15 protein-coding genes and 2 pseudogenes are annotated in these 19082 nt (G+C 52.6%); 3 read left to right on the top strand and 14 right to left on the bottom strand.

Features of this window, described 5'->3' with window-relative positions; all coding sequences use genetic code 11:
• Nucleotides 1–16: 16 nt before the first annotated feature.
• From HG15A2_RS02205 to HG15A2_RS02190, 4 genes are all read right to left on the bottom strand, one after another.
• Entirely contained in the window at nucleotides 17–856 is an 840-nt protein-coding gene (locus tag HG15A2_RS02205) for a hypothetical protein (RefSeq protein WP_145057396.1), read from the bottom strand.
• Between the two features lie 52 nt (nucleotides 857–908).
• Nucleotides 909–3242, bottom strand: coding sequence for a hypothetical protein (locus HG15A2_RS02200; RefSeq protein WP_145057394.1), 2334 nt, complete (start codon nucleotides 3240–3242; stop codon nucleotides 909–911).
• Nucleotides 3243–3345: 103 nt separating this feature from the next.
• Entirely contained in the window at nucleotides 3346–5418 is a 2073-nt protein-coding gene (locus HG15A2_RS02195; RefSeq protein ID WP_145057392.1) for a WD40 repeat domain-containing protein, read from the bottom strand.
• A complete protein-coding gene (locus HG15A2_RS02190) occupies nucleotides 5415–7364 on the bottom strand; it encodes an NACHT domain-containing protein (RefSeq protein ID WP_145057390.1) in 1950 nt (649 codons plus the stop codon). Before HG15A2_RS02190 ends, HG15A2_RS02195 begins: the two co-directional genes overlap by 4 nt.
• A gap of 190 nt (nucleotides 7365–7554) precedes the next feature.
• Here HG15A2_RS02190 and HG15A2_RS02185 point away from each other — a divergent pair, with 190 nt between their 5' ends.
• Both HG15A2_RS02185 and HG15A2_RS02180 read left to right on the top strand, forming a co-directional pair.
• On the top strand, nucleotides 7555–7755 hold the full coding sequence (locus tag HG15A2_RS02185) for a hypothetical protein (RefSeq protein WP_145057388.1): 201 nt from the start codon (nucleotides 7555–7557) through the stop codon (nucleotides 7753–7755).
• A gap of 64 nt (nucleotides 7756–7819) precedes the next feature.
• Nucleotides 7820–8056 carry a hypothetical protein gene (locus HG15A2_RS02180; RefSeq protein ID WP_145057386.1) on the top strand — a complete coding sequence of 79 codons (237 nt, stop codon included), beginning with the start codon at nucleotides 7820–7822 and terminating at the stop codon, nucleotides 8054–8056.
• Nucleotides 8057–8526: 470 nt separating this feature from the next.
• Here the strand turns inward: HG15A2_RS02180 and HG15A2_RS25010 are convergent.
• The 10 genes and pseudogenes from HG15A2_RS25010 to HG15A2_RS02130 all read right to left on the bottom strand — a co-directional run.
• Nucleotides 8527–8736, bottom strand: a pseudogene (locus tag HG15A2_RS25010) (hypothetical protein); the annotation flags it as partial.
• Nucleotides 8737–9058: 322 nt separating this feature from the next.
• A complete protein-coding gene (locus HG15A2_RS02170) occupies nucleotides 9059–10327 on the bottom strand; it encodes a lactate racemase domain-containing protein (RefSeq protein ID WP_145057384.1) in 1269 nt (422 codons plus the stop codon).
• A gap of 30 nt (nucleotides 10328–10357) precedes the next feature.
• Nucleotides 10358–11482, bottom strand: coding sequence for a PcfJ domain-containing protein (locus tag HG15A2_RS02165; RefSeq protein WP_218932272.1), 1125 nt, complete (start codon nucleotides 11480–11482; stop codon nucleotides 10358–10360).
• 547 nt (nucleotides 11483–12029) lie between these two features.
• On the bottom strand, nucleotides 12030–12359 hold the full coding sequence (locus tag HG15A2_RS02160; protein WP_145057380.1) for a hypothetical protein: 330 nt from the start codon (nucleotides 12357–12359) through the stop codon (nucleotides 12030–12032).
• 288 nt (nucleotides 12360–12647) lie between these two features.
• A complete protein-coding gene (locus tag HG15A2_RS02155) occupies nucleotides 12648–13364 on the bottom strand; it encodes an NYN domain-containing protein (protein WP_145057378.1) in 717 nt (238 codons plus the stop codon).
• 81 nt (nucleotides 13365–13445) lie between these two features.
• Complete coding sequence (locus HG15A2_RS02150) at nucleotides 13446–14174, bottom strand: NYN domain-containing protein (protein WP_145057376.1); 729 nt, start codon at nucleotides 14172–14174, stop codon at nucleotides 13446–13448.
• A gap of 89 nt (nucleotides 14175–14263) precedes the next feature.
• Entirely contained in the window at nucleotides 14264–15016 is a 753-nt protein-coding gene (locus HG15A2_RS02145) for an alpha/beta fold hydrolase (RefSeq protein ID WP_145057374.1), read from the bottom strand.
• A 5-nt stretch (nucleotides 15017–15021) separates the two neighbouring features.
• On the bottom strand, nucleotides 15022–15606 hold the full coding sequence (locus tag HG15A2_RS02140; protein ID WP_218932271.1) for a shikimate kinase: 585 nt from the start codon (nucleotides 15604–15606) through the stop codon (nucleotides 15022–15024).
• A gap of 166 nt (nucleotides 15607–15772) precedes the next feature.
• Nucleotides 15773–15982, bottom strand: a complete 210-nt coding sequence (locus HG15A2_RS02135; protein ID WP_145057370.1) for a hypothetical protein — start codon at nucleotides 15980–15982, stop codon at nucleotides 15773–15775.
• Between the two features lie 39 nt (nucleotides 15983–16021).
• Complete coding sequence (locus HG15A2_RS02130) at nucleotides 16022–16252, bottom strand: DUF4258 domain-containing protein (protein WP_145057368.1); 231 nt, start codon at nucleotides 16250–16252, stop codon at nucleotides 16022–16024.
• 1693 nt (nucleotides 16253–17945) lie between these two features.
• Between HG15A2_RS02130 and HG15A2_RS02125 the strand changes: the two are divergent.
• Nucleotides 17946–18875: pseudogene (locus HG15A2_RS02125) on the top strand (IS110 family transposase).
• The last annotated feature ends 207 nt before the right edge of the window (nucleotides 18876–19082 follow it).

Raw genomic sequence — 19082 nt, 5'->3', positions numbered from 1 at the left:
TGATCGCACCTCGCCCTTACGTTGGATCTGGACCGACCCCTGGACCAAGAAAAAGTACAACGAGCGTGTTCCATTCCAGCCCAGGACAATCGCCATCCAAGTCAATTTCATGCGCGAACCGACCATCAGAGTTTGTGGAACTCCAAATGGCCGGAGCAAAATAAAGTGTCCGATCTAGTCCGACAGCAATCCTTTTTTCGGCCTTTGAGGGAAAGTCGCCAGGATCGAGAGCCGTAGGTGCAAAAGCAGCATTGATAATCTCAGGGTAGTCATCCAGGTTTTCGATCCCCTTACCTGAGGCGAGCAAACCGGTTAAGCGTCCGAGTTCCTCGGCTACCGGTTGCGTCAGGACAAGAGCGATCGCTTCGCGCCTTCGATGGGCAGTCTGACCGCTAGGTATATTCATTTCAAAATGGTCAATGCGGTCCAGAGGAGCTTTGCCACAGCCAGTGAAGGCCCAACTTGGCGGCGACACCTGCGAATCACCGATTGCCTTGCCATCGCCTATGCCCCATTCACGCTGCGTATCAACGACGAGAAAGCTCGGCACGATAGCATCGTGTCCGTCCGCAGCATGGACCAGCGCCGGCTCTGCTATAGCAGGAGATTCGAGCTCCGCAGTTCGCTTCGAAATTAGATGATCGTGCAGAGCTTCGTTCATTTTGGGTCCGAGCCCCCAGTCCTGCGGCTCGCCTGGGACACTCTCCGCCCAAGCTTCGTGGCAATGTGCAAACTTCAGGGAATGGAAGTACCTGAGTATCGAGCCGTCACCCAGGTCGGGCGAGCCCAAACACTCGGGTCTCCAATACCCGGGTGGCGTAACGTTCGCGAACATCGGATGCCTGTTAGTTCTCATGCTATTTCCCTTAACCCCTCTAAAGTAGGCAGTGCGCGGCCCCCTGCTGTTCTCATTTCAAGATTCCGACTTTGTGAAGTTGCCGTATGCATCCCTGTAGGTATTGCATCGTGACCGCGTACAAAGCCGCAGCTTTCTTGGAATCCTTGACTTCCCCGCTCCTGGTCAAGTACTCCGTCTCTGGGGTACAAGTTTTTTCTTCTTGAAGCCAAGTCTGAAGCCAATGTTGCTCGCCAATCTCCGCTGCACTTGGATCAGCTTCGGTTTTGTCTACCAGATATTCGTGGGCAACTTCGCACTCATACCACTCATTTACAATCTTCTCTCGTTCATCTTGAAATGCCTCAGGAAATCGCTCCCTTAGTTGAGCAGCGACCTCTTTGGTGTGACTACCCAGGCACGTTTCAAAGAACGCAAATTGTGTAGGAGTCGTGGAGGAAGCTTGCTCCTCAGTCCCGATTGCCTGCAGAATCGCTTCATAGAGTTTTCTATGCTTCTCTGCACACCAATAGTCGCTTTCCGACAACGGTTCCGGCAAGTGCTTCAGAGCACTAAAGCACTGAAACTGTTTATCCGTAGGACTGAGATCGCTGAGTTGGACTTCCAAGCGCTCCCACTGCAACTGCATTGTGCCTTGACGAGCAATGGTCTCTTCAATGCAGTCCTGCATTTTTTCTGAAACCCCTCCCTGATTACAGATTTTGTCTATCAAGCCGCATAGTCTCTCAACTTTGCTCATCAGTACCCTAATGTTCTTATTAAAATTCGACTCGTCGTCTACGTCCAACTCGTGGCCAGACTTGATGCGCTCGAGGTTGTCCTTGAAACCGTTTCTCGAATCCTCTAGATAGGCACGGAGATCGACTAGCAACTTCGTGACTTCCCTAGCACTTGGCTTTCCTTCTTCTGCCCCCGGCAAGTTAGCTTCGCGAAGACGTCCAAGAAAGTCGTCGAGAATAGTTCGCACCATCGCGTCGTTTCGATAAATTTCAAGCAGAAGGTTGCGGTAAGCTTCGCTCTCTGAAACCTTTTTGTTGGACATCCCGGTCTCCGAACTCACCCAGGTCCCGAATGCCCCGTGGGATTTCAGATGATGCCTCTCCCGATAGCATCTCAGCAATATGGTTTCCACGCTGCCTAGACTGAGGATATCAGCGATCTTTTGCAGATCACGATTATCACTTATGTCGAGGCGGTACTTGGCAGTGCTCCTATGCAATGGCCACCACTTGTTTTCGTCCTCTTCATCCTGAGTAGTCGGATGCATTTCTGTCGTTACCTCTCGGAGCAACTCCTCTATGTGCTGCCACTTCAAACCCTGCTCCTCCGGTAGACTTTCGAAATACGCCTTGAGGCCCAAATCTGCGAAGCTCGCCTCTTGGATGTTCGCAGAGGATTCGTCGCGTTGAGTCTCCAGTTTTTCGATAAGTTCATGCAATTGCCCAACTAGTTCTACAAGCTGCTTTGGGTCTCTCTTGTAACTATCCTTAAAACTGCGCAGGGCATTGCGCAAGCCGGCATCGGCAAATTTGTGAGTTAGCCTGTCAAGGCGACGACATACTTCGCGTATTCGAGTCTCTCTCCTCTCGCCCAAAATAGTGGAGTCTAGCAGCCAGTTCCAAGCATCAATTTGGGTCAAGTCCATTAGAGGGTCTACTTGCGTCTGCCGGTCAGCGCCATCGCTGTCCTCCTCGCTGTCCTCGACTTTACTCTCGCCGTCTTCGCTATGATTCCCATTCACAAGAACAGAAGGGTTTGCCGTGGCACGCCTGTTCCCCGTGTCTGCACGAACACCTTCGAGAGATGATTCGTCCCATCCGAGACACGTCAACAAGACTATATTTGCTTCCGCACTGTGAAAGCCTGGGTTGTTCGTACTCCATAAGTTGTTTAGAGAGTTTACGAGTGAGGTTCGAGTTTTCCGATGAGCATCGATTGTCTCTTGGTTTACTCCTGTCAGTTTGGCTAAGCCCTTCTTGCTTCCCGTCGCGCGAAGTATCGCTCGCGCCATTCCGACTCGTGTTGAGAGTAATAATGCCAGGTCTATCTGATCACGAACACTCTCTAATCGTTCATCTATGTTCAGCGGCCCGTCTAATGAATCGGCGACTTGCGATAACAAGCTCTTAGCTTTTTCTTCACTCATCCAGTAGAGCGACCCTTTTTGAATCCAAATCTCAGCGCGTAGCATAGCCTCATGGCATCGCACCAGCAGAACTGTCTCATCCCGCTTGGCCTCGTGTTTAAAAAGCCCCTGCGCGATGCGGAACAAGGAGTAAGTGTGGTGCTCTTGGATTGAATTCAGAAGGTCAAACGGAGGCTTTGCCCAGCGACCTCCATGCAGCCGAATGCGGTGGATATCTCGGTCAAAGAAGCGAAATGACATGGCTGAACTTCCTTAATCACCTGGTTCTATCTCTTTTCCTGGGCCGCTCTACAAGTGAAGAGCATTTGACGGCTATTTTTTTCCATACCGTGGGTAAATGCCTCTAATCTCCCCAGTTTTCAACCCTCAGCATGATAATCGCCCCGCTTTGCAGTCCGGCCAGAAATGTGTTGGGCCGGTCTGGATACACCGCCAGTGCGGTCGCTGGCGAGTCCCCTAGGTAGGAGCAAAGCACCTTGCCGGTGTCGAAATCGATCAAACTCAACTTGCGGTCACGACCAGCCGCTATAACGTATTTTCTTTGTAACGCAATAAGACTGATAACATCGTAAGAAAAACTTACAATCGTTGAGACGTCGGACATCACTGCCTCCCCCGACCACACCTCCACCGCACCATCGGCACTGGCCGAGACAACCCGTCCCCCGTCCAGTACCGTCAGAGCGTTGATCGCACGCTCGTGCTTGACGATGGTAGGGACCTGCTCGGGGTCGATCCCTTCTTCAGCCAACTGCTCGGGCGACCACACCTTAACCACGCCATCGACACTGGCCGAGACGACCCGTCCCCCCTCCAGCATCGCCAGGGCGGACCCCTCCGCCGCATGCTTGACGATGGTGGGTACTTGCTCCGGGCCGATCCCCTCTTCAGCCAACTGCTCGGGCGACCACACCTTCACCGCGCCATCGACACTCGCCGAGACGACCCGTCCCCCCTCCAGCATCGTCAAAGCGTTAACCCAATACATGTGCTTGACGATGGTGGGTACTTGCTTGGGGCCGATCCCCTCTTCAGCCAACTGCTCGGGCGACCACACCTTCACCGCACCATCGACACTGGCCGAGACGACCCGTCCCCCCTCCAGCACCGTCAGAGCGGTAATCCTACGCTCGTGTTTGGCGATGGTGGGTACTTGCTCGGGGCCGATCGCTTCTTCAGCCAACTGCTCGGGTGACCACACCTTCACCGCGCCATCGTAACTGGCCGAGACGACCCGTCCCTCCTCCAGCACCGTCAGAGCGTTAACCCCCCCCGCGTGCTTGACGATGCTGGGTACTTGCTTGGGGCCGATACCCTCTTCAGCCAATTGCTCGGGCGACCACACCTTCACCGCGCCATCGACACTGGACGAGACGACCCGTCCCCCCTCTTGCACCGCCAGGGCGGTAACCCGAACCTCGTGCTGGACGATGGTGGGTACCTGCTCGGGGCCGATCGCTTCTTCAGCCAACTGCTCGGGCGACCACACTTTCACCGCCCCATCCCGACTCGCCGAGACGACCCGTCCCCCCTCCAGCACCGCCAGGGCGGCCCCCCCCCCCGTATGCTTGACGATGCTGGGTACTTGCTCGGGACCGATTCCCTCTTCTGCCAACTGCTCTGGCGACCACACCTTCACCACGCCATCGTAACTGGCCGAGACGACCCGTCCCCCCTCCAGCGCCGCCAGGGCGGTACCCCCCCCCGCGTGCTTGACGATGGTATGGACCTGCTCGGGGCCGATCCCCTCTTCAGCCAACTGCTCGGGCGACCACACCTTCACCACGCCATCCCCACTCGCCGAGACGACCCGGCCTCCCGCCAGCACCGTCAGGGCGGTAATCCAACGCTCGTGCTTGACGATGCTGGGTACTTGCTCGGGACCGATTCCCTCTTCTGCCAACTGCTCGGGCGACCACACCTTCACCGCCCCATCGTAACTGGCCGAGACGACCCGTCCCCCCTCCAGCACCTTCAGGGCGGTAATCCTACTCTCGTGCTTGACGACGGTGGGTACTTGCTCGGGGCCGATCGCTTCTTCAGTCAACTGCTCGGGCGACCACACCTTCACCGCGCCATCCTCACTCGCCGAGACGACACGCCCCCCCTCCAGCACCTTCAGGGCGTCAATCCGATCCTCGTGTTTGACGCACTCGATCACTTCTCCATCAATCGGATCCCAGATGAGGACTTCACCACTCCACCCCCCACTCACGATGCGACCATCAGGCAACTTGGCGAGGCAAGTGACCGCTCCCCCGTGTAGTAACATCGACAAATCAAACGAGGGGCAGACGCCCCAAATACGCCGGATCCAAGGGCTGGAGTTTGTTGCCTGATCTGCCAACAAAGTGGCGGCAGCGGAAGAGGTGCCGTTGCGATCGAGGTCCTGATTGTCACTTGGTGGCAAAGTCATTGAATAGTCTCTAGGTGGTCCATGAGGACATCGATCATAAGTTGTCGCGTCCGTTGCGGTTCGTAGCGAGCATCGGTAAGCACGCGACCCACCAGGGCAGCGGAATATGCTTCCAGTCGCCTTGATGAAGACGAATCAGAGGTAGGCCGCTCGTCAAGTAATTTTCTTGATAGAGCCACGTGTTGGCTCTCACTAACCTTAAAAAGCATTTGCCGAACAAGTTTTTCCAGTTCGTCGGCTGAGAGCGTCCCAGCGAGAAAACCGCCCGGTTTGAGCCAGCCCTGAGTATCAACTCCGTCGCCCACCAATACGTCAAGCACAGCTTGATACCAATCGTCTGGTAAGCTTCGTTGTGGGTTCGTCCCGTCATGAGTTCGAGCCTGCGCGGGAGATCCTGGGGAAAGGTACTCGCCAAGGGCGACCGCACCACAGAAGTAGTCGATCATGGAGTCGTGCAGAAACGTGATTACGCCAGTAGTGGCCCTCTCATCTTCACTAGTCCTCAGCAAGCTGAACTGAAATAGCGAATTGATCTCAGCCTCATCGTAAGTTGCTTCGACATAGCAGTGCGAGCGTTGAGGATTGAGCAAGTCATAGAATCCAGCCGAGGGCGCCCAGCTGGCTACGTTGGTCGCATGAGGCTGCTGCAATAAGTTTCGAGCAACAGTTGTGTCAAGTTGCGATACTCCTCTGCTTCTCATCGCGAGCGCCAAACGCGTGAGAGCCACAAGGGAACGAGTTCGACCCTTAGTACCTAACAGCAAATCGGGGAGTTGGTTGTTGAATTCTGCTTGATCGCGCACCAAGTGATTCCTCACAATCTCACGATACAAATCAGCTGCCGTTTCGATGTGCTGGCTATTTCCGGGTTCGATTTCGCTGACGAATTGCATCAATAGTGGAGTGGAAACGAGGCTCTCCTTCCCCCGTGCATTGCGGTCAATGAATCGTTTGACTAATGTCAAGTGATCATCAACTAGGTGCGGAGCAACGGCTTTTGCTCCGTGCGGGGCGAACTCCTCAGCGAGGCAAGTGTCGTACTCCCAGAAAGCCCTCAGGTAGTGTTCCGCATTTTCCGATGGCAACGGATCTAAGTTGCAAGGAACAAACAGTGGCCCGCTCGTGCGGAGGTGTCGTAACGAACTCAGAGTTGTATCCTCCTTTAGTGATTGGGTTGTTCGAAACGTTGCGATTAGCCTATGGCCTTGCTGAGCATGCTCTTGTAAGAAGCTCGCCAAGCTGCGAGCAAGTCTTCTGCGTGCCGCTTCCGGCAGTCTATTGAGATCGACAAAGATTAAAAGTCGCGGTCCAAACTGCAACCAACGCTGCATTGCTCGAAGTGTCGAAGCCGTCACAGCGATTCTTGCTTGAGTAAGAAGTAGTTGTAACACGATATCGTCGGGGGGATCATTCGATTGGAGATCTACGCTCAGTGTCTCCAACAAAGGTGGTACATCTAAGTTGCAAGGGGAGAAACCAGGCAAGCTCGGCTCGCCAACAACCCCATAGAAACAATCAAAGAATGCTCGTCTGGTTGCGATGGTCTTGCCGGCCCCGCTAGTAGCACGCAAGACCAAATGCTGACCCTGGTTCTCAGAATGAGCTAATACTGCAGTTAGAGACTTTCCTCCGCCAGCCTTCTCCTCGTAATCTACAGACACAGGACGATAGAGTTGAGCGCCGCTACGTGCCTCGTAGAAAAAAGAGAGTGGCTGGAGAAGCTCATGCTTTTTAAGAAGCTGCGTGAAATCTCGGTGACGGTCGGCGGTTTGTTCGGCATGCTGGTTCGATGCTGCGAGAAGCCGCTGGCGCATGGAGACGAACGCCAAGATGTCGTCACCGCGGCCATGCTCTCTAGCAATATGTTCAGCGAGGAAACTCTGCCCCGGTGGCACCGCATCGGGGTGAATGCTCAGCGGAGTGGGAAGAGTCGTAGTCGTAGTCATCGATACGCCGAAGCGGAAAATCCAAGTTTGGAGCCTCTACAAAGATACCGCTTTACCGTGGAGTATTCCAGCTACTGAGTTGCGGTAAATGACTTGCAGTGTGCTCGCCAGGAAAAAACTTGCTGACAAATGCTCTTTGAAGGTGAGGGCGATCCTAATCGCCCAGTTCACTTTTCTCAGGAGCACAATCATGCGATTCACAACAACCGCTGCCGGCTTGCAATGGGTGCAACTTCTCGTCCGCCACTTTCAAACTTCCAGGATTGTTCTGAAAGCACGATCCGAGACCGGCGCGACAGCGAGTTCTAGTTCCAGCAGAGAGCCTGATGATTTCGGTCCGTGGGTCGAAATGATCGACGCGGAGGCGGCGAGGTTCTCAACCAGCTCGTGATCAGCTTCTTGTCGAACATTCGAGAAGCATCAAACATCCTCAAACCGTAACAAAAGAGGCACCCATGCGTGCATTACGGCAACTCCCCAGCGAATCACTGACTGACCAGCTCGTACGAATCATAGGTGAGAATCTAACGACGCTTGCAGTCCAGCCACTAGCCAGCCGTCAGATACGGCTACGGATTCTCGTCCAAGCGATCATCGAGGAGTCAAACAGCCCTTCTCCGTTGATCGCTGGCGACTTAACCGAACCTTTGCTGCTCCCCCGTCAACCGATGCCGAGTTATTTGCAGGATTAGCACCCGATATGCAATTAGACTCACGAAGCAAATCAGAATAGGCAGGTACGCATGTGCTACAAGTTCACTACCTAATGGCAAAAACTTTCCATGAGCATTCGAATTCATAGTGATGAGCAACCCTGTATTGAACGAGCATGCCAACGATGTGGGTACGTCTGCATGATCACGATTTCTGAAGCTACACATATCCCACCCGAGTCGTTTTTTAACATGTGTTCATCCTGCATGACCGCAATGTTTTTCGAGGGCGCTGACTACCCCACACTCTGGGAATTCTTCGACGAGTAGCCCCATTGACGTTCTGATCTTGAGAACCTTTTTGCGTTTTACGTTTCAACCAAACCCCGAAGGGTTTTAGAGAAAGCAGCAATTGTCCGGTATGGAAATTCGAGAAAGAAGCTATTTCAGCAACGCTGGTCCAGAAACAAATCCACGGTTTCGAAAAGACCGACCGATTTACGCAGCCACTATTCCCCTAGATGCTCTACTTCAAATTGAGTGGCTACGATTTGCAAGTCCTGTTCAACTGTGCCAACAACATAATGAGGCAGTGAACCTCGAATAGTTTGGCAATACTCAGCAAGTGATTGGGGCATGCTGAAGAGTTTATCGGCAAGGCGCTTGTGATTCACTCGCCAGTCTTCAGCTCGCAAGAGCGCTGTAATGCGACGATAGCCGTAACGCCCCTAATCGCTGGCTAGCTGCGTCATTGCTCCGGGCTCAGAAGTTCCCCGAGCTTCCCTATCATCTGCTCTGCCGTGTGCTTCTTACCTCGTGACATCGGATGCCCTCCTTCAATATGAGAGCCGAAGACTGAGCAGAATATCGCTCAGACTATGGGTTCGGTTGAAGGGGGCAGGCCACCTGCTCTCTAGCCTCTGTTTAGTCCACTGCGCCACCGCTGCGTCTAGATGCTGTTCATGCGAAATTAGTGCGTCAATATGCATGCCTCAGACCTGTTGAAGTCATGAGAGGCATAGGATGCAGCTCACAATTCGTTTACGGACTTGCTTTGGTGATCCACAGACCGAGGCCAGGGTCGTCAATCACGAGGCGACGTTGGTCGGCGTTGAAAGATTCGCCAACGGTGAGTTCGCTAAATCGCTCGTGGGCTGTCTCGATGTCTTCCAGCGAGTAACCCAATTGCCCATCTGCAAATCGGCAAGCAGATAGTAGTTCTGAGGAGTGGTGTGTGTAGTAGCGAACATGAAAACGATTTTCGGTTGAACCGTGAATCAGGTGAGCCGCAACTCCCACGTTTGCTTGCATTTCAGGATCGATCTGCAAGATTTGCTTGACTCCCTGTGTTCCGCAGTACCCGTATTTGCCGATTAACTTGCTTTGTATTTCATTCTCGCCCAGGCGATCTAGCCCTGGGGCAATAACGTGGATCGTTCCGCCAGTGGCGATTGCTCTGCGCGTGCGGTAAATTGCCTTGTTTGACAGCCAGAAGGAGCGGTACTTTTTCTCGTTCAGTCTGACTATGACTTGCTGATAAGGCTGGTTGCTTGCATGACAGTTCTCACGAAGCGATAGTTTGGCCGCACGATAGAAAGTCTCCTTAGACGTTCCGCAAAAAAAGTCATGTGTTCCAATGTCTCCTGCGCTAGATTGGCCCCGCACCGTAAGCAGATAGTGGACACTGGGAAATCTGGGGTCCCGCTTTGCTAACGCAGATGCGGCATCCAATAGCTGGCGTGGGGCACTGTCTATCTTGCCCAAAACATTATCAATGCCACATAGTGCTGATATCCAATGCGACGTGTCGATAAAATTCTTTCCGCCCGCTCCTATGAAAACGTTTTTGTCATAGTTGGCAAATCCCATCACCTCATGGGGAACAACTTGACCGATGGAAAATACTTGGTCATAGTTTCCTTCCACTAAATTGCGATTTACTTGCACAGGAACCGGCGCAGCAAATTCACCACCTGAGATTCTTAATATCTCATCGTCTGGGAGCACACCCAGGTCGTAGAGCCCAGCTACTTCATCATGTTCATGAAGTTTGTACGCTGATTCTGGAATGTCTCGATACATTTCTCGGATAGAGCGCCAGTCTTTTTCGTCAGGCTCGTGGGTCCCGACAGTCGGTGTGAGGTGGACATCCGTACGATCTATCAGCTTGTGGTAGATGTAACTGGCAATTTCACCGGCGAATGAAGAAGATCTCGTCGCATCTGGCGCAAGTAGCAGTACCCGTCGCATTGGCGAAAGATCTGACAGTAGTGTGTCCACCTTTTTAAATACTTCGCTATCGCTCAGCATGGCAACTTCCTTCTAACATTGTGTCAATATTTACAGCACACGTTCCCGGTGATCCCTACTAGCCAACCTCTCACCCCAAGTTAACAGGACTTTTCTGCCATATGCGCTTGCTTGATTTTGTTGGTTGCAGGGACCGCTAGCCTCAACAAATTGTCCCGTTGGACCAACTTGAATAGTCGCTCGGTGTCCGTTGTGCTCGCAGTGGAACAGATAGACACGACCCGCTGATGCGGCATCAGCCAGTCCGGCAACACAAGAATGCATTTCCTTCCCTTCACGATAAATTTCTCGAATACTTGCTAAGAACGTCACGTTGGGGTCTGCTGGCATTTCAATCGGTGGGCGTGCCGTCGACTGATCGAGATGGGAACTTGCGTCCCTATCGAGTTCGTAAATGGCGCCATCTCGATGCCATTCGATTGATTTGCGTGCCAGTCCTTGTAGTCTACCGTGGTGAGCATCGGGGTAATCCATCAGGTATCTGACCGCGGACCCAATATCTTCCAGCCGCCGAGGCGAGAGCTCGCATTGCAATTCATTTCCTATGATTTGCATCACACGATAGATGTCTGAACGGGATGCGTGCATGAACAGCCGCACGTTTGCTTCTCTCGCCATCGCTGTCGCATTGCGGAGCGACAAATGCTCCTCAGCGCAGACAGAGTAAAGGTGATCCCGCGATTGCAGCACTGCAATCAGCACGACACGGTCGAAAATGGGACATTCCAGCTCGACAGCTGATAGTGCTTTGAGTAAGTCAATGGGAATGTTGCTAGGCAGTTGCATCAAAGTACGACTCAGACTTCGGTACGCTCTACGCGTAGGAGAAAGGACTGCCTGCCAGTTTTCCAGTGCGTCGAGAACCCAATTCTGTAAGGCGCAGCGTGATCCCCAGCCTCTCCCGTCTTCAATCGCACGGTCGTACTCGACATGGGGAGCTAATGCGACTGAAACAGCGGCGGCACGATAAGTCGCCACATCCTTGGCAAGATAGCGATTCCTATAGATGCGAGAATCCAGAAAGATATTATCCACCCGACGACAAGTTCGAAGCACTCCTTTTTGCACGGCAAGAACTCTTGGGTCTGCCTTCTCCAACAGGCTTTCGCAGTGAGTTGCAATAGCTCTGCCGAGTGCTTTAACTAGCAATCTCATCGGAGCAGCCTGAGATTCAGGTTGACCATATAGAAAGCAATGGGCAGCAACTTCATGAAGAACGGTTCGATAATCCGGCAGGGCGACACCGAGAACCGGAAACCACTGTTGCGGATCGTTCAAGCTGAAGTGGCAGTAACCGTCGCATGATTTGGACGTGCACTTACATCTGCATTCACAACTGCAGTCGTAGTCGCAATCCAAACCGCACTGAAAAAATAGTCGCCGTTGCCGGAAATCGGCTGTTACCTTTCTAATGCGGAATCCTGTGGGGCGAAGTGACACATCCACCGGGGCATACCCGGCTACCTCAACGCGCAGCCCATCATTTCGAGTCCGCAATTCAAAGTCTTCAGGGTCTGGAATGTGATGCATGTGTTTCTGCAATATTTGCAAGCGGGCCTTACAAAACGAGGGAGCCGTATTTGCCTCGACAAACTTTTTCTTTTGCGTCGCATTGTAGTGGGGGCAGACTAAATCTCCTGCCTGCACGATACTTGCTCCTGTTGGTGGTGTACTTGATCCGTACTTTACTGCCCAAAATTAATTACCAGGCCAAAGCTTCCAGCATGACCTTGCGTATCTTGGCCAATCCATAGCGCTGCGCCTTTTTTACCATTTCGCTGTAACTACCAGACCAATCCAGCTCTTTTTCTATTGCATCTCTAGCAGAGTTGGCGTCTTGCTTGCGAGCAAACACCATCGGTAAGTACCTCGTTTCAGAGCCATCGCAGTATCCGACACGCCACGCCCCTTCCCCTGTATCGGTTACTCTGCCCCAGTTCCTTCGAGCGGCAGGATAGCGACTCAGCGCTTCCTGCTCTAGTTTTACAAAGTTCACTATTAGCCCCTGTCCCTGATTGGTCATCTCACTCAAAACTACCGCTCCTTTCCCAGTGCATCCGACACACAGGATTTACAAATGCTCGCTACTACTGAAAGTCGCCGTGAAAATTCCGCCGGATAAAGGGCACCTTTAAGTGTTGAATCGCCGCTAGTCGCTGCGTACCTGTCCATCAATCTTGATCCGTCCTAGTTTGGTCCGTGCAAAACTTTGAGAATTGTCAGGATCAGGGTCCTGTTTCATGCGTTACTTCGTCGTTTGCAAGCGAGGCTTTCGCTAATCGCCGCTATTTCGACGGCTGCTCGTTGTCTGAATTCATGTTTAGCTGTCACGTTGTACTCGGGCGATAGTTTCACCTCCTTCGCTCTGATTGATCACGAGGATTCCTGCTTCTTTTGCGGCCCAGACGTATTCATCGAACGCTTGATAGCCAAAAAGGCTTTCATGAAACGACGGGTCGAGTTGCAGCATCTTGGATCTCAAGCCGGATTTCTGCACAGGACTCCCGAAGGCGAGCAAATGGAGCGCGCGTTTTAGTAGTGAGAACTTGTCGACACTATCGGGAACCGCTTCATTTTCAGTTCGAAGAATTCGATGAATCGGGATGTACTCATCACAGTACCCCGCTGCGTGCGACCAACAGTGATCGTCCTTCTGAACTAGGCAGCAGTACTTACCAAGCTCGCGGAGCTTTTGAACCAGAGACAAATAAGGTGTGACCTGTTTGGCGACGAGAATGAAGGTGTCAATATTAGGGTTTACCCGAGCAATCTCTAATGCATCTACGGCCAGCGCAACTTGCACTGACGCACGGCCGCTACCTATCTCGAAATGTAAAGCCACTAACTCGATGGCTGCACGACTTACCGAGTGGAATCGCTTGTCTTGGATCCCATGCGAGTCAACGTACGCTCTTTTGATGCTGAGCGTTCCCATCTCGCGGAAAAAATTGATGTAGTGTTTGGCCTGCTCGGCAAGATCGTCGTTTAGTGATTGATAGTCAATCAACAAAGCGATTTGTGGAGTTTCTATTCGCATATCTGTTGTGGACCTATCTCTCAAGTGTGTTTAGCTGTATGTGGGCACTAGACATGCCGAGTCAGCTCTGCATCGGGCGGTCTAATCCGGCGGATTGGAGGCATAATCATTCGTGAATAGGTTGTTGAGTGCATCGTGTGCCTTCGCTCGCAGTCGGCTCTTCGGAAACTCTTTGAGTTCAAACTCGCCGGTGGCTCGTATTAATTTTGAAATGCTTGCAAAGCCCCATCGATCGGCTCGGTAACGGGCAGAACGACTCTTCAAATAGCGTGCTACAGCCTGGATGTTCGCCCAACCGTGCTTGTTTGCATGGAGCATAACCGCAGCTCTCAGCAAGCAAATCTGCGATTGACACAGTTCGCCGACTTGAGATGTTGGGTCGTTTGCTCCAAGACGAAAAAACCGAGTGCAGACGGATTGCAGACGGCGGGACGTATATTCGTTTCCGATCACGTAGCAGGGTATACACGCTGCGATCATTTCCTCCGCCAGCTTGCAAAAGTCGCCGTCGCCACTAGCGACACAGACAGCATCTGCTCTTCTCTGTTCGACAATCTCTCGTGCGGCTCGAAATATTGCCTCATCGGCAGAATTAGATCCTCGATAAGGCCTTGATACCTGCACCAATTTGAACCCAAGAGCGTCTACTACTAGAGAATTCCATCGCGGAGTATTGGGTCTGCGGAAATCACCGAACACTTGGCACATTGAGACCTGCCCGAGGAGGTCGGCCTTGCGTCGGATTTCTTCTGCCCAAGTCGGCGAGATATTTTCGCCGTCGATCAGTACTGCCAGCTGATATGTATTCATTCCTGGTTATCGCTGTTGAAAGTGGTGTAGTGCGGTTTTGTTTGCAATAGTCAGTGATGAGTGATTGGCAAAACTCGGTGTATCTACCACTACATAGCGGCCGCAAGTGTCAGAAGGTGCCCCACGCCATCGTGACAAGCGTAGTCGGCCAGGCGGTGATGCCCGGCAGATAAATCAATCACTTCAGCTTGTCCTTGGTCGTTCAGTCGAGAAGCGACGTCGCGATTTCGAGGATCGTGACATACTGGATCAAACTTGCCTCTATACATCAGCAGAGGCCGCGCCCATTGGGCAGGACATGTAAAGTCAGGTGGCACTTGGTCGGCACCGAAGACTGCGCCCCCTACGCAATACTTGCGATCGTGTATACCATTTAAAGCCAATGCGGCCCCGCCCGAGTAGCCACAAGCCCAATAAGGAAGATCTTTCCAGGGCTGTAGAAGCTCCGACACTACGTGCTGATTCCATACCTCTGCCTGTGCAGGTTCGTTTTCAAACCTAGCAAATGGCACATCATACGGGGCTGTCGCGTGGAGAAAGGTAGTGTTCGACTCAGGTAGTCGCTGAAGCAGCTTGTCGAAAACTGGAATAATCGTCTCACTACGTTCTGCATATTCTTCTTCGCTTATTCCACTTCCACCGAAAAGTAATACCACTCGATCTGTACTTGGACCGAGTTTGAACACGTCAGCATGTACAGGCCTGCCTGGGCCTAGGACTTTACTATTCAATCGCTGTTTTGATTTCTTCATTTTCTCTTCTCGATAGGCGACAAGTATCTTCATTGCTTGACTAGCGTTCGCATTCCATTGGCGAGCGACGTAGCGAATCAATCTTTTCAAGCGGTTCAATCCAGGTCCCTGAAGGGATGCAACTGCGAGCTTGCCAACCAAGCTCGGCAAGCTACTCTAGCAGGGTCACGGTCGTCGGCATTGATGACAACTACGTTCGACTCTTCATCAGCAATTGGTAATTCTAGAGCTTCAAGCTGGCCGTCGAGCATGCTCAATCTCGCGAAGTGTTGCCCCTTCGCGTCTCGTGCTGTAAGTCGTCTGCACAATTCGTCCTTCGAGCAATCCAGAAAGACGACTCTTGCCTCCGCCCCCAGATCAGAGATGCTGAGAACCGCCTCTGCTCGCAAGGACTTGGTGAGCAGCGAGCAGGCGCAGGCAACGTTCAGGCCTATTAGGTGATGAGTCCGACATGCGCCTATGACTCGTTGTAGCCACTGCTCACGATACTGTTCCCCTAACTCGTCAACACCCTTGCCAGCACTCATAAGTTGTATCGCCGCTTCTGAGTGATAGTCGTCAGCGTCTACATAGGGGCAACCTATTTCGACACCAGTTCGCAAAGCTACCGTTGATTTTCCGGCGCCCTGGACGCCTGCGAAAAATAGGCACCATTGCGAGTGTGTTCTAGATTGCAACATGTGCGTTATACTATCGGAATCGTGCATAGGATTGTTCTAGTTCTGATGTTTGGCGATAGGCCGCTAATCAAGCCCTCACTTGTACTCGCTATTGCAAGAGTCGTGCGAAGCTTGTGTCTGTTTTCACTACTGTGCAGCCTAGCTGTTGAGAGTTTTAGACTCCTAGTTATTCGTTCACACTCAAACCTCGGGTCTTTAGTGAAGGTTCGATAGACGCCCATTTGCGATCGTTGGCCGCGACTGTGAACGCCTTTATAAGCCCGATGAAGCTCGCTAGGACTAGCGCTCGGCCTGCGGAGCAACCTTCGGCCAGATATAGCACGGCAAACGACACAGCGATAAGCACTAGCACTAGGGAGAGTTTTCGTAAAATCATTGACGCCCTTAAGTTTCAGTTTTTTCTAAGATCAGCTTTCTAGCGATACACAGTGACGATTGTTCTTCCGCTGTGGACGACATGAATATCGCAAAGGTCCTGTGAGAGCTCAGGATTCAGGCATTTCGTCAGCCAACCTACACAAGTCACTTTGTTGCCTGAAGTCTCACGTGTAGTTCCAAAAGCCAGAACCTTAAGGATTTGCTCCAATGTGATCCTGCGTTGGCTCATTCGCTCTCTTGCGTGCTTGGTAATTGTTGGTTCCGGCATACTGAGCTCCTCGAGAGTGGGTGAAGTGACGATCTAATGGCCAACTAGCCACGACACCTATGAAGAGCAATTGCACACCGATATTTTCCAAGCGACGCAAGTTATTTGTTGGCAGTGGCTTAGGTGCGCTTCTGCATATTTTTCATCTCCACTTCTGTCGCCAATGAGCGACACTTCGGTCCATATCGGGTCTGTGGTCTGTGCGCTGAATCAAGCAACAACAACTAGAGCAATCGCTAGGCCCATCAGAATGGCGCTGCTCAACACAGCTGCTCTATGGAGGGCAAACCGTCTGCGAACCTTCTTTAAAAGGGTTCTTGCTGGCAGAGTATGCCGCAGGGGCTGAGTGGCCAGTTGCTTGAGTGGTTTCGGTCCGAACCAATTTGTCCCCTGGCTTTCCAATCCCGCAGCTGCATTCGCTAGTCCGACGACATGCGGCCCTGGTTGAAAACCTTCTGTCAGGCAGGCGACGATTGTGCCAGCAAATGCGTGCGTTCTCAGTACGGCGCCCTCCACCCTCTGATGTGCATAGACCCAAGCTCCATCTAGCACTCCAACCGGTCCTAGCTCACCATCAAGGACAACTAGATTCCGGTATCCCCTCGATCGTGCAAATGCAACAGCCTCTACAGTGCACTTACTGCTGGAACGATCAATTAACCTACGAAGTGAATTTGCACTGAGCTGTACCACAGCATCACCGAACTGCAAGTGTTCGAGGTCGGTATGGGCTCTTTCAAGCAGGGACTCTGCGATCAGAATATATACATTGACTCCCAGCTTATGCGCGGTGCGTATAGCGCCTCGGGTGACGCTGAGATTTTCGTCATTGGTTAAGGCAACAACGACCCAGGATACATGTCTCAGCTGGTGTTCGAGTTTTTGTGTGGAATCCTCTCCACCGTCAATCCTCGTAACCAGCCGATCAGTGCCAGTAAATTGGCGAAAAGCCTTGGCGATATCGCGCACGGCTGCAAAGGATTTCCGTAGTCGTGCCGAACGTTTACTACAATTGCCTTCGCTAGTCTGCTGGCATGTAGCTGGCTCGCGATCGGAAACAATCAGTACAGACCTTGTCTGAACTTTTTTCCAGCACTCTGCCAAGTCGCCTTGCCATCATGCCTTTCTTGCCGAGCAGATCCTTCACACAACGGCTTACGGATTTAAACCACAGCGATCGGAGCTCACTCGATAGGTGGGTGGGGCTCTCACCAAGGTGTTTCACAGACTGGTGGACGAGAGCGTCACATGCCTTAGACATCACGTAGCTACAAGCCTTCCCAATAGCTCGACGTGCGGCTGAACAACCGGAAGTTGGAATCCACGCGAGGACTTGTCCTGAGTCGCAAATTACAATAAGCCCCGAATCAAACGCCAACGGGAAAACCGGATGCTCGGTACTATCACTGCGTAAAGTAGTCGTCTCAAAACGATCGTTTGTACGGCGTAGTGACCTTGTATCTTTCAATATCAAGGGAATATTACTGCATTAGAGACTAAGGCTGTTCCGCGAAGTGAGCGTAGCGAACGAAGCGGGACAGCCTCGCCGGTCGCGAGATCGTTTGACCTCGGGCCTTCAGGCCGTGGGGCAGCAGGATCCCGGTCGGCGTTTTGAGAAGTAGCCCGAACAGTCGCTTGGGCCGCTGCTTGGAACTTCCAGGCAAGCCCGCATTTGCAAGGAAGGGAACATCTCATGGAATCGATCGTCATTGGAATCGATGTTGCCAAGCAACAATTGGACGTCGCAACCCCCAAGGGCGTGCTACAAGCGCCCAACACGCCAGAAGGGCATCGCCATTTGATGAAGCAACTCGCGAACTGGTCGATTGACTCGATCATCGTCGAAGCGACTGGCGGCTACGAGCGGGCGGTCGTAGCCGAAATGGCGGCCGCCAATCTGCCCATCATCGTCGTTAATCCGCGGCAAGTGCGCGACTTCGCCCGAGCCACGGGCCAGCTCGCGAAAACGGATTCCATCGATGCTCAAATGCTCGCCCAGTTTGGTCAGGTAGTGCGTCCCGAACAACGTCCCTTACCGAGCAAAAAATAACGGGAATTACAGCAGCAACTCGCCCGTCGGCGGCAGCTTGTTGGGATGCTTACTAGCGAGAAAAATCGCCTTCAACAGACGACCAACACGTTGGTTCGTAATACGATCAAGGCCGTATGCGACACGCTCAAGGAGCAGGTTGGGGAGCTCGATCAGTGTTTGCAACGTACCATCGAGGAAACACCTGCCTGGCGTGATCAGGAAAATCTCTTGCGCAGCGTGCCAGGGGTCGGACCACAAACAGCCCTTGCCCTCTTGGTCGAATTACCAGAACTAGGATCGTGCTCCAGACAACAAATAGCCGCCTTGGTTGGCGTCGCCCCGATCAACCGAGACAGCGGCGCGTATCGGGGACGACGCACGACCTGGGGAGGAAGGGCAAGCGTACGCTCCGCCCTCTATATGGCGACTCTAGTCGCAACCCGCTACAACCCAGTCATCCGGGCACACTACGAACACCTGCAGAGAATCGGAAAACGAAAAAAAGTTGCGCTCGTAGCTTGCATGCGAAAACTACTCTGCATGCTAAACGCCATACTCAGAGACCAAACACCTTGGAGAAATAGCCCCTAAAACAATTGACTTTCAAGACAGTCGCTGCCCCCTTCAACCGAGCCCACATTCTGCTCAGTCCGCAATCGCTTGATTGCGGCTACGACTCAACCGGATTTGGTATCGCTAGTGTTTTCACATTGCGGATCGACCCTCGTAGCAAGCAAATGCTTGTGGCATCAGAAAATATGCGTGAGAGAGCCTTCCGTTCTACTGTTACTCGATTGT

The organism is Adhaeretor mobilis, assembly GCF_007741515.1.
Taxonomy (GTDB): domain Bacteria; phylum Planctomycetota; class Planctomycetia; order Pirellulales; family Lacipirellulaceae; genus Adhaeretor; species Adhaeretor mobilis.
The sequence above is the reverse complement of the archived record's forward strand: the minus strand, read 5'-3'. Positions and strand labels throughout refer to the sequence as shown.